This window comes from Vreelandella halophila (assembly GCF_019903425.1).
Lineage (GTDB): Bacteria > Pseudomonadota > Gammaproteobacteria > Pseudomonadales > Oleiphilaceae > Halospina > Halospina halophila.
The window spans coordinates 177,422-190,997 of record NZ_JACHUZ010000011.1 but is presented as its reverse complement, the minus strand read 5'-3'; the positions used below and the strand labels follow the sequence as shown (position 1 = coordinate 190,997).

General features: G+C 56.8%; 11 protein-coding genes. 3 read left to right on the top strand and 8 right to left on the bottom strand.

All coding sequences use genetic code 11. From position 1 onward, the window contains the following. Window positions 1-241: 241 nt before the first annotated feature. From H4I92_RS01105 to H4I92_RS01080, 6 genes are all read right to left on the bottom strand, one after another. Complete coding sequence (locus H4I92_RS01105; protein WP_077528807.1) at window positions 242-427, bottom strand: ribbon-helix-helix protein, CopG family; 186 nt, start codon at window positions 425-427, stop codon at window positions 242-244. Window positions 428-555: 128 nt separating this feature from the next. Further along, window positions 556-1,557 carry an AraC family transcriptional regulator gene (locus tag H4I92_RS01100; protein ID WP_077528806.1) on the bottom strand — a complete coding sequence of 334 codons (1,002 nt, stop codon included), beginning with the start codon at window positions 1,555-1,557 and terminating at the stop codon, window positions 556-558. Continuing rightward, the gene (locus H4I92_RS01095) at window positions 1,554-1,895 is read right to left on the bottom strand and encodes a DUF3325 domain-containing protein (protein ID WP_179105582.1); all 342 of its coding nucleotides are present in this window, start codon (window positions 1,893-1,895) and stop codon (window positions 1,554-1,556) included. The genes H4I92_RS01100 and H4I92_RS01095 overlap by 4 nt, the downstream gene beginning before the upstream one ends. Continuing rightward, a complete protein-coding gene (locus H4I92_RS01090) occupies window positions 1,888-3,423 on the bottom strand; it encodes a PepSY-associated TM helix domain-containing protein (protein ID WP_077528804.1) in 1,536 nt (511 codons plus the stop codon). Before H4I92_RS01090 ends, H4I92_RS01095 begins: the two co-directional genes overlap by 8 nt. Next, on the bottom strand, window positions 3,424-3,705 hold the full coding sequence (locus H4I92_RS01085) for a hypothetical protein (protein ID WP_077528803.1): 282 nt from the start codon (window positions 3,703-3,705) through the stop codon (window positions 3,424-3,426). Between the two features lie 25 nt (window positions 3,706-3,730). Further along, a complete protein-coding gene (locus H4I92_RS01080; protein WP_422821969.1) occupies window positions 3,731-5,845 on the bottom strand; it encodes a TonB-dependent receptor in 2,115 nt (704 codons plus the stop codon). A 383-nt stretch (window positions 5,846-6,228) separates the two neighbouring features. Between H4I92_RS01080 and H4I92_RS01075 the strand changes: the two genes are divergently transcribed. The 3 genes from H4I92_RS01075 (at window position 6,229) to H4I92_RS01065 (ending at window position 11,524) form a co-directional block, all read left to right on the top strand. Beyond that, complete coding sequence (locus H4I92_RS01075) at window positions 6,229-9,540, top strand: methylmalonyl-CoA mutase family protein (protein ID WP_077528801.1); 3,312 nt, start codon at window positions 6,229-6,231, stop codon at window positions 9,538-9,540. A 192-nt stretch (window positions 9,541-9,732) separates the two neighbouring features. Further along, entirely contained in the window at window positions 9,733-10,422 is a 690-nt protein-coding gene (locus tag H4I92_RS01070) for a hypothetical protein (protein ID WP_143512565.1), read from the top strand. Continuing rightward, the gene (locus H4I92_RS01065) at window positions 10,415-11,524 is read left to right on the top strand and encodes a helix-turn-helix domain-containing protein (RefSeq protein WP_077528800.1); all 1,110 of its coding nucleotides are present in this window, start codon (window positions 10,415-10,417) and stop codon (window positions 11,522-11,524) included. Before H4I92_RS01070 ends, H4I92_RS01065 begins: the two co-directional genes overlap by 8 nt. A gap of 30 nt (window positions 11,525-11,554) precedes the next feature. On the opposite strand, the gene H4I92_RS01060 is transcribed toward H4I92_RS01065, so the two are convergent. Next, window positions 11,555-12,337: a hypothetical protein gene (locus tag H4I92_RS01060; protein ID WP_143512564.1), complete on the bottom strand. Its 783-nt coding sequence runs from the start codon at window positions 12,335-12,337 to the stop codon at window positions 11,555-11,557. Next, window positions 12,309-13,538 carry a dGTP triphosphohydrolase gene (gene dgt / locus H4I92_RS01055; RefSeq protein ID WP_281247492.1) on the bottom strand — a complete coding sequence of 410 codons (1,230 nt, stop codon included), beginning with the start codon at window positions 13,536-13,538 and terminating at the stop codon, window positions 12,309-12,311. Before dgt ends, H4I92_RS01060 begins: the two co-directional genes overlap by 29 nt. Between the last annotated feature and the right edge of the window lie 38 nt (window positions 13,539-13,576).

Genomic DNA, 13,576 nt, shown 5'->3' with positions numbered 1-13,576 from the left:
AGGAAAAACGGGCCCCGCCTCTGGTGATTTCACTGAATGTTAATGCCATTAACATATGATACGCATACTATCATTGGAGAGGCGGGAGTTCACCTTGCGGACACAACGGGGAAGCCGGGATAAGGACGCAGTTACTTCCTTCTCAATGGGGACGGGGATGTCTCCCAGCTCGAGACCGTGGACAGCGCCATAGAGGAACTGCAGGCACTCGGGTTCAAATGGGCGGAAGTACGGTTCTGACCTATTTCTCCTCACCGGAGACTGTCGCGCGTGTGGGGTAGTCCACACCATGGCGGGCGAGATAATCCCGGATCAGCTGGCGCACCACCTGGGAGGTGGTCAGGTCCTGGGACGCGCACAGGTTTTCGAACGCTTTCTTCTTTTCCGGATCCACCAGAACGGTGAGGCGCGCAGTCTTCGTTTCCATAACCGTCTCCCGGCATCAGATATTTACATCTGATTATAATCCATTACCCACGCTATGTTCATCAGCGGCAAACTCCTACAGCTGCACTTCCCTGATGTAGGAGCGCGCCTCGCGCGCGATACGCTCCTTCACCCCCGTTTCCGGTAAGTGTAAGGCGTCACCCCCGTCCACTGCCGAAAAGCACGGATGAAATTACTCGGGTCGGCAAACCCCACCCGGTACCCGATCTCCTCCACCGAATGCCGGGTGCGGGAAAGCAGATCAATGGCCAGGTCCCGGCGAAGCTGGTTGCGGATCTCGTTGAACGTCAGCCCCTCGCGCCTGAGCCGGCGCCGAAGGGTCTGGGGGTTCAGGTGCAGCTCGTCCGCCACCGTCTCGAAAGACGGCATCGACACCGGGTCACGCCCGATGATGCCGCGCACCCGCGCCTGCCAGCTACTGTGGTCGAACTGGCGGGCCACCATCACCAGGTTCGGGTTGGTCAGGAATTCCTCCAGCGAGCGACGATCCTGGCGGACCGGCTCATCCAGCATCGCCGCTGAGAACCGCATGCGCGTCACCGGCTGTTCGCAATGCACCGGTGCATAACGGTACATGGGCCGGAACTCCTCGGCATAGAACGGCGCCGGGAAGCTGAAGTCCACGCCCAGGATGGGAATGGAATAATCCAACAGCCAGCAGGCGAAGCGGTGATAATAGAAGAGCGTGGAAACGTGGGCGTAATGCGCGAGGGGCCGATCCGGATCCGTCGGGGTCAGCGTCAGAACCGCCTCCGCACTCTCAACGCGCAACCGGGGTGTCATGCCCCAGTCAAACAGGCTGAAGAAATGGCAGTACCGCCGCAGCGCCTCGCCCAGGGTCTCGGCCGTGATCACCGCGTGGCACATCATCTTCCAGGTGCCCAGCCGGTGCGGCACCCGGGTGTACCCAAGCATCTCATCGCCCATGGCGATCATGATGTCCTGCAGCAGCCCGGAATACTGCGCCGCCGCGATCCGCGCCTGGCCCTCGGCCAGCAGACCGCGCGGCACGCCATGCTTACGGAACAGCTCGTCCAGCTGTTCGTCACTGCCCTGATAATGGGCCAGTGCGGCCTCGATCATGCGGACTGAGACTGTGATGGTGCTCATTGGCCACTCCGATGGAAACCTGTACCTGGCAAGGGCAATACAGCAACCACCTCAATACACCGGGGGCTCCAGGCCAGGGTCAAGGCCACCGCAACCCCACTGGTAATGAGCGCCATCACCCATAGCGGCACCCCGAAATGAGCTCCATCACGCAGCAGCGCCCCCACCAGCGAGAGCACTAACCACAGGGCACCCCCCACCCGAAGCCGCTTTACGGGTGCCCGGTCATGGCTACCGCCCCTGATGGCGCGCCAGTGCCGGTTCTGGCTGAGCGCCAGCCAGGCCAGACCGATGCAGGCACAACCAAATACCGCCAGTAACAGGAACGCATCACCCAAAATCCACCTCCCCGGAACCAGCCGTTTGCCGTTGTGTCAGGCGTCGTGCACACCAGGCTGCCAGGGCAGCGCCGGCGAGCAGCACCAGGTCCATGCCCGCGACTGGCCAATAGCCCTCGGCCAGGGTCTTCAGCAGGTGATCACCGGTGGTGACGGCATTCAAGGCCACCGCCCCCACGGCCAGCCCCGCTATGGCCCAGCACTGCCCGCGCCAGGCGTTGCTCCCTTGCAGCCAGCCATGGACGAAGGCACCGAGCCATACCAGGAAGAAGACCCAGACCTCCAGCGCCGCACGCTCATAACCGGCCCAGCGGGCCTCCAGTGGCAACAGCCGGTTGGCGATAAAGAATGCCACTGTAGCCAGGATAAGGCCGGTTACCGAGCCAACCGTGAGCCCTTCAACAACCCGCACCGCACCCTGCCGGCCATGGCGCTTGCGCCGGGCCTGCAGCCAGAAGATGAAGCCGGTGACGATCATGACGCAGCCCGACAACCCTCCGCCGAAATACAGCCACCGCAACGGCCAGTGCTCGAACTGGATGAAATGCAGGCCGGCAATGAAGCGCTGGGTCTTCATCAGCGGTTTGGCTTCAAAACGATACAGCACTTCGCCGGTGCCCCCATCGAAATAGATCTGGTCGCGATTGATGCGCACCATGTTCTGGTTGGAGCGCCGCATTTCCACATAGGAGGCGGCATCGCCCGGATGCCAAACCCGGATAAAAGCCGGACCCTCGCCCGACCACTCGGCGCGGGCCCGGGAAAGCATGATATCAAGCGAGGCCAGGCTACCGGGCTCGCCGGCGGGCGGACGATTGAAACGGCCCAATCCCTCCTCAAGGAAGGTCCCCTGGGGGTCGGCTGTGTCGTCGTAGGCCAGCGCGGCCGCATCGGGGAAGTAGATATTAACGAAGATGATCAGCCCGGACAGCGTCATGATGAAATGGAACGGCAGACCGACCACGCCGGTCAGGTTGTGAAGGTCCAGGTTGGCGCGTCCCAGCCGCTTGTGCGGCCGGAAGGTAAACAGATCCCGGATCGGTTTGCGATGCACCACCAGGCCGGAAACCAACAGCGTCAGCATGGCCATGCCGGCCAGCCCCACCAGCCAATACCCCAGCTGCCCCGCCTTCAGGTGCAGGGAAAAGTGGAAGGGAAAGATAAAGCCACTGCCGGCGAGCGTGCCCTGTTCGGGCAGCGGGCGGCCGGTGCGTGGATCCAGGTCAACGGATTGCAGGCGACCGTCGGCATCCGGATGATACAGCCGCACCTGGGGCGCCCGGGAAGTGGGCAGCATGAAGCGCCAACGCGGAGAATCCGGCGCCACCTGCCGGGCGCTGGCCACGGCCGACTGCAGGGCTACCGACTCCGGCGGCGCCAGCCGTGTGGCCGGCATCATCCAGCGGTCGATTTCCTTATCGAACACGCTCAGGGTGCCCATCCAGAAGATGGCGAACAGCAGCGCCCCCAAGACCACGCCGACCCAGGTATGCTGCCAGCGCATGGATTCACGCCAGGAAGCCACCATTCAGGCCACCTCCGGCGCCAGGCCCACCATCAGCCAGGCAGCCACACTCCCACCGCCCAGCACCAGCCACAAGGTGAGCAGGCGTTGTTCGGCGAAAGCCCAGAGCGACACTCCCAGGTAGACCAGGAAGCCCAGCATGGCAGCCAGCACGACGGCTTCGCTGCGGGGCAGTACGGCACTCAGGAGCCAACCCAGCAGCACCACCGCCGCCAGGCTGAACCCGTAGCCACCCGCCGCCGCGAGCCCAACCCTCTGAACCGTGCGAGACCATTGCCGGGCCATATTACCTCTCGCCCCTATTGGCGCTTCAGAAATCCACCTGGTAGCCAAGCGTGAACGTGCGCCCACGTCCCGCGAAGTACTGGTTCGCTCCATCACGCGCAGTCTGCGAATAATAGGTGATGTAGTCCTCATCCAGCAGGTTCTCGATCCCAAGGCTTGCCTCGCCCACCGGCAGACGGTAGCTCATGGCAGCGTCAACCAGCGTATAGCCGTGGAAACGACGCAGGTTGGGATTGGACTGGTCCTCGAAGGTCTTGCTGAAGTTGTGGCTCCCCTGCAGCTGGGTCGACAACCGCTCGCCCCAGAGTGCCTGCCACTTGAGCGTCAATCGCTCGGGCGCGACATTGAAGCCCGTGAGGTCGGTATCGACCCTGCCATCACCGTCGGTATCGGACTCACCCTGGTTGAACGCGTAGAGCAGTTCCAGGGTGTGGGCATCACTCAGTTCCCATTCACCATTGACGTCGACGCCCTGGATCTCGACCTTCTCGCGCTTGCCGACAAAGGTGGTGCCCTCCTGGGTCAGACGCTCACCGAGATCGGAATTGGACTCGTAGTAACTCACCTCCAACCCGTAGTTCCGCCCCTTGAAGCGAACGCCAACCTCACGGTTGTCGGTAACGATGGGAACAAGCTGCACCAGTGTGTCCACGTCCCGGTTGGGTTGATCGATGCTGCGCAGCACACGACCCGCATCCGGTATCCCGAACCCTTCCGAGATGTTGCCAAATACCTGGACTCCCGGCGTCACCTGATACACAGCACCCGCATTGAACAGGGTCTCCTCGAAGTCGGGACTGCCGCCGTCAACCTGGACCAGGTCCTGGGTGACGTCACTACGGTCAATGGTTTCATAGCTGTCGACGTTGAGCCGCGCGTACTCATGGCGTACCCCGGCATGCAGGGTAAGCGCGTCCGTCACCGCCACATCGGCCTGGAGGAAGGCGGCCAGGTTATGCAACTGGGACTCGGGCACATAGGTACGCCCTGTCTGCACCAGCATCTGCTGCGTTTCGTCCTGCAGCAGATCAACCCCAGTGGTCAGATCAAGACGGTCATTGATCATCCCTTCCCGGGTCAACGTGAACTTGGCGCCCACCTTGTCCGACTCGGTCCGGGTCTGGTCCAGGCGCTCATTACCCGCCTCGTCCTCATAGGGGAAAGCCGTGGGGTGGGTCCCGAACTGGGCGCGGAAACGCTGGTAGTAGACCTGCGCATCAACCTGGTTGCCACGCCAATCGCCATGACTGTACTTCAGGTTGGCGGTGGTGGACCGATTGAACGGGGCATCACCGGTGGGCGTGCCTTTCCGTGATGTCGTGGGTATTTTCCGGTCCCGATCGCCCGGTACGGCAACATAATCGTTGTTGCCCTCGAGGTTGAAATGGTTAACCGAGAACTCGACATTCTGCTCGTCGTCGAGCCAGTGCCCCAGCTTGGTGAAGAGATCGTAGCTGGAGGAGTCCTGGACCTCGCCCGAGATCTCGTCGATCCCCACAGTGCGCCCCTTGCCGTCGTAGAACAGGCCGCGCTCATGCCAGGTAACGCCGGTTAGATAGTCCCAATCCCCCTGCTGACCGCTCACCTGATAGTCCAGCTTATAGCCGGTCCCATCACCATGAACGCCGTCGTCAGTGGTAACCCGGGCACCGGCGTGCTGGTTCACCTGCCCGCTCTCGGGGCGCCTGGTCACATAGTTGATGATGCCACCGGTCGCGCCCAGGCCGTGTTCGGCGCTGGCCCCGTGTATAACCTCAATGCGCTCCACCATGTTCAGGTCAATGGTGTAGCCATCCCGCGCGCTGTCACGCAGCGGATTCGATTGGGGAACCCCGTCAACCATGATCAGCGCCTCCCGCCCCCGGAAGGTCTCGCCGGAGTTAGTCAGCTTCTGGCGACCCGGGGAATAACCCGGAATCAGGTTATTGAGGATCTGCCCGCGATCCTGGGTGAACTTCTGCTGCCGCTCAATCTGTTCCCGCGTGATTACCGTGATCTTCTGCGGCGACTCCCCCTCAACCGTCTTGCCACGGGTAGCGGAAATCGTAAGGGGTGACAATGAGAATGAGCCCTCCTCGGTCTGGGCAGATGCAGCCGTCGCCATAACCCACAAAGGCGACAGGGTAGAAGCGACAGCCATGGCCAACAAACGGCGTCGTCGGGGGTTCGATTGCATTGGTTCTCCTTTTCTTTTCAGTCAGCGCCAGCAAAACTCGCCAAGCCGGGGCCACCAGGGCCGGCCAGAGATCGGATGGAACACTACTACGGATGTTAACAATTATCAACACCACATGAGATTTGCCTTAACACCACCCCCGTAACCGTCACTCAATGACCATTTTTTTGGTCCAAAACGCCATGGATGGCGATATCCCTACGCTTCAAACTGAAAACAAATGCCGATTTTCAGGGCACCGGAGACGCTGACCTGGATTGCTCCCGCAGGAGCGAGCCCCGCTCGCGATAATCCCAGAATCGCTTGCAAGGCAAGCTCCTACGGGCTGGACGTAAACTGGAAGGATAATGACAACAACACCACTGCGCTTCATCACCTCCACCTCCCTGTTCGATGGCCACGACGCCGCCATCAACATCATGCGCCGCCTGATCCAGCAGAAAGGCGCTGAAGTCATCCACCTCGGCCACAACCGCAGCGTTGATGACGTTGTTAAGGCCGCCCTCCAGGAAGACGCGGACGCCATCGCCATCTCCTCCTACCAGGGCGGCCACAACGAATACTTCCGCTACCTCATCGACCGCCTGAATGAAGAAGGCATCGGCCATGTCGCCGTCTTCGGTGGCGGAGGCGGCACCATCACCCCCGAGGAAATCACCGAGCTGGAAGCCTACGGCGTCGAACGCCTTTACCACCCCAACGACACCATGCACACCGGCCTCGTCGCCATGATCGACGACGTCGTCCAACGCGCCGAGCAGCGCCGGAACCAGACGCGCAACCAGCCCCCCTCCGAGGTGGCTGCCCTGGCTCAGGACCTCTCCGCCATTGAACGCGGCGACTACAACCACCCGATCCCGGAAAGCACAACACCCGTCATCGGCATCACCGGCACGGGCGGCTCCGGCAAGTCCAGCCTCACCGACGAACTCCTCAACCGCTTCCTGCGCTTCTGCCCGGACAAACGCGTCGCCGTGCTCGCCATCGACCCCACACGCCGGCGCACCGGCGGCGCCCTGCTCGGCGACCGCATCCGCATGAACAGCCTCCAGAGCGAGCGCGCCTTCTTCCGCTCCATGGCCACAAGGCGCCAGAACCTCGCCACCAGCGCCGAACTCAACGACGCTATCCGCTACCTCAAACAGGCCGGCTTCGACCTGGTGATCGTGGAAACCGCCGGCATCGGCCAGTCCGACTCCGAGATCGTCGACCTGGTCGACCTGCCCCTCTACGTCATGACCAGCGACTTCGGCGCCGCCAGCCAGCTCGAGAAGATCGACATGCTCGACCTGGCCGAAGTCATCGTCATCAACAAGTTCGAACGCGGCGGCTCCCTGGACGCCCTGCGCGACGTTCGCAAACAATGGAAACGCAACCACAACCGCTTCGACGTGGATGGCGAACAGATCCCCGTCTTCGCCACCAACGCCAGCCAGTTCAACGACGCCGGCGTCAGCGGCCTCTTCACGCGCCTGGCCGACTGGCTCCAGTGGGACGCCACCGAACGCTTCCCCTGGGCCCTGCCGGACAGCAACCCCCTGATCGCCGCCGAACGCACCCGCTACCTCGCCGACATCGCCGAGAACAGCCGCGCCCAACGCGACCGCATTGAAGCCATGGCCGAGGCCGCCAACCAGGCCCAGACCGCCTGGAACGCCCTGCACACATTGAAGGACCCGGAACTGCCCGAAGCCCTCACCGCCTTTGACAACACCGAACACGAGAACGACGCCTTCGCCACCCTGCGCCGCCAGTACAACGACGCCCTGAACCAGCTCGACCCGCAACTGCTCACCGAGCTCCGCAACTGGCCCGAACGCAAAGCCGGCGTGGAACAGGAACGCTACCAGTACCAGGTGCGCGACAAGGTTATTGAAGGCGACAACTACAAAACCACCCTGAGTGACCTGACCATCCCCAAGGTCGCCCCACCCCAGACCAACAACTGGGGCGAACTGGTGCGCTTTCTCGGAAGGGAAAACCTCCCCGGCCACTACCCCTACACCGCCGGCGTCTTCCCCTACCGGCGCGAAGGCGAAGACCCCACGCGCATGTTCGCCGGCGAAGGCACCCCCGAGCGCACCAACCGCCGCTTCCACTACCTGGCCCTGAACCAGCCCGCGGCGCGGCTCTCTACCGCCTTCGACTCCGTCACCCTCTACGGCGAAAACCCCGCGCCCCGGCCGGACATCTACGGCAAGGTCGGCAACAGCGGCGTCTCCATCGCCACCCTGGACGACATGAAGAAGCTCTTCTCCGGCTTCGACCTGTGCGACCCCACCACCTCCGTCTCCATGACCATCAACGGCCCGGCGCCCACGATCCTGGCCTTCTTCATGAACGCCGCCATCGACCAACAGGTGGAACAACACCTGCGCGACACCGGCCAGTGGGAGCAGGTACAACAACGGATCGCCGAGCGGGAACGACCCGTCTACCAGGACGAACTCCCCGAAGGCCACAACGGCCTGGGCCTCGGCCTGCTCGGCATCAGCGGCGAGGAAGTGGTGGACGCCGAGACCTACCAACGCATCCGCGCCCACACCCTGAAACAGGTGCGCGGCACCGTGCAGGCGGACATCCTCAAGGAAGACCAGGCCCAGAACACCTGCATCTTCTCCACCGAATTCGCCCTGCACATGATGGGCGACGTGCAGCAGTACTTCACCGACCACGACGTGCGCAACTTCTACAGCGTCTCCATCAGCGGCTACCACATCGCCGAGGCCGGCGCGACGCCCGTCACCCAGCTCGCCTTCACCCTGGCCAACGGCTTCACCATCGTCGAGTACTACCTCTCACGCGGCATGCACATCGACGACTTCGCGCCCAACCTCAGCTTCTTCTTCAGCAACGGCATGGACCCGGAATACGCCGTCATCGGCCGCGTCGCACGCCGCATCTGGGCCCGCGCCATGAAACACCGCTACGGCGCCAGCGAACGCTCCCAGAAGCTCAAGTACCACATCCAGACCAGCGGCCGCAGCCTCCACGCCCAGGAGATCCAGTTCAACGACATCCGCACCACCCTGCAGGCGCTCTACGCCCTCTTCGACAACTGCAACAGCCTGCACACCAACGCCTTCGACGAAGCCATCACCACCCCAACGGAAGACTCCGTGCGCCGCGCCGTCGCCATCCAGCTCATCATCAACCGCGAACTCGGCCTGAACGCCTGCGAAAACCCCTGGCAGGGCTCCCACATCATCGAGCAGCTCACGGACAAGGTGGAAGAAGCGGTACTGGAGGAATTCGAGCGCCTCAACGAACGCGGCGGCGTGCTCGGCGCGATGGACACCATGTACCAGCGCGGCAAGATCCAGGACGAATCCATGGTGTACGAACACAAGAAACACGACGGCACCCTGCCCATCATCGGCGTGAACACCTACCTCCCGAAGGAAGGCCAGGAAGCCGGCGGCGAACTGGAGCTGATGCGCTCCAACGACGACGAAAAACACCAACAGATCGACCAGCTCCGCGCCTTCCAGGGCATCCACGAAAGCAAGCGGGACCACTGGCTGGAGCAGCTACAGCAGGTGGCCGCCAACCGGGGGAACACCTTTGAGGTGTTGATGGAGGCGGTTAAGCATTGTTCGTTGGGGGAGGTTTCGGAGGTGTTTTATGGGGCTGGAGGGGCTTATCGGAGGAATATGTAGTTGTCCCACTTAAGCGCCAAAACAAACTAACCATTCAGTAGATCCCCACCCTATCCAACCGAACTTGCAGTAGCCAAGTGCCTCCTCATACGTCGTCTCCAACAGAACGCCCTGCCAAAATTCGTTGAGCACTTCTTGTTTTTTAGCATCATTTGATGTATAAATTTAGGAAATCTGTGACGAGGCGAGATTATGGTAGCCGGTACCCAACAACAATCCTTTCCGCAGCAAAATTCTATTGAGCCCGCACTCGCTCGTCTAGGATTAACATTACAAGAGCTTGAAAGCGTGCCTCAGGCAGCATATCGAGCATTCAGCGCAACATCTGAACTCCACCCTTTAACTTTCCCTGGGTCAGCTGCTTGGAGCGACGCGGTCCAAGCCCTCCGTGCGCAATTACTCACGAAGGGCTGGGAACCGAAAGACGTCAATAACCAACCTAGAGTTATCTCGGATGACCAACAGTTCGCTATAACCGTTAGTAGTGGCAATCCAGATACCGGTATCCGATTTCGATGTCCTCAAACGCGCGGAGTTAAAGGGACTCAAACTCGCTTAGGAATCGCTACTAACGCTCAATCGGATCTATTCGAGACTGAGAAAGCCGATCAAATCAGACGAGAACTTGAAAGCACTGGCGAGCGTTCGGAATTCTGGATTTTACTCTTCTACATTGACTTTTCCACTAAAGAAATCCGGTGGGAGCTATCACGCCCCATTAACATAGCTCTTAATGGCAAGATCAATGATTGGGCAGAGCGAATAATAATGCCACCCATGGCATTCGAGACTCCAGAAGGTGCAACTAATCCACCTATTTTCTATAATGGCGAAGCCTCTTACGACGTCAACATCCCGATAACACCAAAAGATAATGAGTAAACTCGAATTTAATAAATCTCGTCTAACTCTGGCAAGAAAACGCCGTCACCATACCAAAACGAGCCTATCAAAGATATGCGGGTTAACAGTTCGTTCGCTCACTAGTTATGAGTCACCAGCCAGCAATGACGTGCCTTCAAATGCAACATTGGAAAAACTGTCAAATATTTTAGATTTCCCGATAGACTTTTTCTTTCAAGATGAAACCGAATCTCCAACTCCAGACAACGCGAGTTTTCGTTCATTCTCCCGATTAACTGCAACTCAAAGAGACTCTGCCCTAGCTTCCGGGTCTATCGCATTTCTCCTGAATGACTGGATCGAAGATCGTTTTAACCTTCCCCCTTTCTCCGTCCCTGACTTATCCGGGTTCAGAGCGGAAGAAGCAGCTGAAATAATTCGCACCGAATGGGGGATAGGTGATAAACCCATAGCCAATGTGGTTCATCTGCTAGAGTCAAAAGGGGTACGAGTATTCTCACTTATGGAAGATACCAAAGAGGTCAACGCCTTCTCTTGCTGGAAAGGTGGCCATACTCCTTTTGTGTTCTTAAACACATACAAATCCGCCGAATCCAGTCGTTTCGACGCCGCCCATGAACTAGGTCATTTAGTTCTTCATCGGCACGGAGACAACAAAGGAAAAGGAATTGAAAATGAGGCCAATGCTTTCGCCTCCGCATTTTTAATGCCGGCAACATCGATCCTTAGGCACGCGTCGAGCGTAAAATCTGTTGATCAGATTTTAGTCAGTAAAAAATCGTGGGGCGTGTCCGCAATAGCATTAGCTTTCCGCTTAAACCGTCTAGGCCTTTTAACTGACTGGGTATATCGAAGTATCTGCATTGAAATGTCCACTAGGGGCATGCGTACTCAAGAACCAGAGCCAATCCCAAGAGAATCATCTCAAATAATTTCTAAGATATTCAATATACTGCGCAAAGACGGCATCGGAATCTTCACTATTGCAAAAGACTTAAAAATAGGTCCAGAGGAAATTCAAAATTTACTATTCGGGCTAGCAACAATACCGGTTAACGGAAACCCGACAAAACCAAGATCTTCTAAAACTGCAGAAAATACACTGACTATCGTAAAATAAAACCTAAAACACCCCCTATGCATATCATTTTCAAACCAACCTCTCTGTTTTATAAAACTCACCTATTTGCGCATCAACAATGGAGTCCTTATTACTCTCTACCACCTGTTTTATGTAGCTTATAAGCCTCTCATTAATATACACCTCATTATAGGAACGACCTTCCTCCTTCTCGATTTTCTCCCACCCAACCTCATTTAGACCTTCATCAATATAATGACATATATTGGGTGAAAGCCAGACCGTGTTTTTCAAGATAATTGTTCTAAGTATCTTTATTAGTGCACCAACTCGGTTCGGGTTCTCCCTCAAAACGATATCTAAATACCCTTTATCAAGATCGGTCAGATAATTTTCAAGGCAAACAACCCTTTTTTTGCTCCAGGAAAACAATGCTGAATCCCAATTTGTTATCGTCGTATCCAGAAGCGACTCTACACCCAAAAAACTCACCAGCCCTTCCTTAAAAGCCCATGTCTCAGCGATGGGCCAAATATCCAACTCCCAGAACCCCAAACTTACCTTATACCCTCCATATCTATTTTTGATTGTACTATAGCCTTTCAATGCCGAACTGAGCTCAGTTGGGGTCCCGTCGTAAACGATATCTATATCCGAATCAAAACTTCTAGCTCCAAAAAGTGCAATATCTCGAACACACCCACCAAATATAAAGACCTCCCTCCATTCAGATACTGCATCGATAAAATGACACAACTCCCTTTTATCTTCTCGAAAAGGATCAAAAAACCTTCTCAACCTTTTCTCAAGAGCGCGAAGATCCTTAGCTACACGTATGGTGTGAACCGTCATATAGCGGCCTCAACTCGTCATGCAGAGAAATCAGATAGGAATCCGTCATTCCAGATATCGTATCAGCGAGCAACTGCGCTTGAATATAGCTCTTGGAATGCTTGCCTTCTCTTAACTCCCTCTTGTAGATCCTTTTATAATTTTCTGAGATGCTCTCCATCGCATAGACTGTGAAAAGATCACCGGTTTCATTTCCTTCGCTTTCAATAGCGTGCCAAAGCATATCCATCAAACTGTGGATGTAGTTGGCACCCCTCAGCTCCAACTCTAAAACATTTTTATTTTTGTAGCCTAACTCGAAATCAAACTTCTTTAATTGTTTACAAAGATTGCTAGCGATGGTTGATTCGATGAGCGTCCCTTCATATTCATTTGCCATTATCATTGAAGAGTTAGAGGCGAATTCTTCAACTATTGGATTAATCATCGAAGATATAGCTTTAACCCTAAACATCTGCATAGAAATATCGTTCAACTCTCTTGGGCTGAGATTTTCGTTCTTAAACTCCCTATTCTTCTCCAATGAGGAATCAATCAAATCCTCGGTAACACGATCCCCCAGACCATTATGCTGAAGAAAATCAATCAGGTCATAGAAGGATGCATACCCTTTTTTTACGGTATCCTCTGCATCTAGGACGGAATACGCAATGTCATCACAAGCTTCCATCAAATATGTCAATGGATGGCGCGCCTCTTGTTTTAGACCGGTCTCCTTCCAAACATCGTTGGCAATATCTTCTTCAGATTTAAAAATCCCAGCTTTTTTGTAAGGACTCTCGTCAATTGAGCTCCAGAAGGTTGGATATTTCAAGAGAGCTGAAAGCATTGCATACGTCAAATTTAGCCCAAAATCATCGTTTAATATTTGAAGCCGAGTAACCAACCGAAATGTCTGCGCGTTCCCATCAAAGTTTTCAAAGTCTTTGATATCCTCACGCCGAAAGGTATCCTTCGAGTTTCTTACAAACCAATCACGTATAGCTAATTCCCCTTGATGCCCGAAAGGTGGGTTTCCCAGGTCGTGCGCTAACCCAATAGCCGCCATAAGGGCCGGAACTGTTCTCTTGACGTTCAGTTTCTCGTGGTCTTCTCCAAAAATTTGCACAGGAAATTCGAAAGCTAGTCGGATTCCAATGCTTCTCGCCAAATTGGAGACTTCATGAGAGTGCGTAAGTCTCGTTCTAAGGAACCTCTGAATAACCAGTTTTGAACGCCAATTCCCGATTTCGATCCGGA

Coding starts and splice junctions, on each gene's coding strand:
- H4I92_RS01105 (WP_077528807.1), bottom strand. CDS start 427: ATGGAAACGAAGACTGCGCGCCTCACCGTTCTGGTGGATCCGGAAAAG.
- H4I92_RS01100 (WP_077528806.1), bottom strand. CDS start 1,557: ATGAGCACCATCACAGTCTCAGTCCGCATGATCGAGGCCGCACTGGCC.
- H4I92_RS01090 (WP_077528804.1), bottom strand. CDS start 3,423: ATGGTGGCTTCCTGGCGTGAATCCATGCGCTGGCAGCATACCTGGGTC.
- H4I92_RS01085 (WP_077528803.1), bottom strand. CDS start 3,705: ATGGCCCGGCAATGGTCTCGCACGGTTCAGAGGGTTGGGCTCGCGGCG.
- H4I92_RS01080 (WP_422821969.1), bottom strand. CDS start 5,845: ATGGCTGTCGCTTCTACCCTGTCGCCTTTGTGGGTTATGGCGACGGCT.
- H4I92_RS01075 (WP_077528801.1), top strand. CDS start 6,229: ATGACAACAACACCACTGCGCTTCATCACCTCCACCTCCCTGTTCGAT.
- H4I92_RS01070 (WP_143512565.1), top strand. CDS start 9,733: ATGGTAGCCGGTACCCAACAACAATCCTTTCCGCAGCAAAATTCTATT.
- H4I92_RS01065 (WP_077528800.1), top strand. CDS start 10,415: ATGAGTAAACTCGAATTTAATAAATCTCGTCTAACTCTGGCAAGAAAA.
- H4I92_RS01060 (WP_143512564.1), bottom strand. CDS start 12,337: ATGACGGTTCACACCATACGTGTAGCTAAGGATCTTCGCGCTCTTGAG.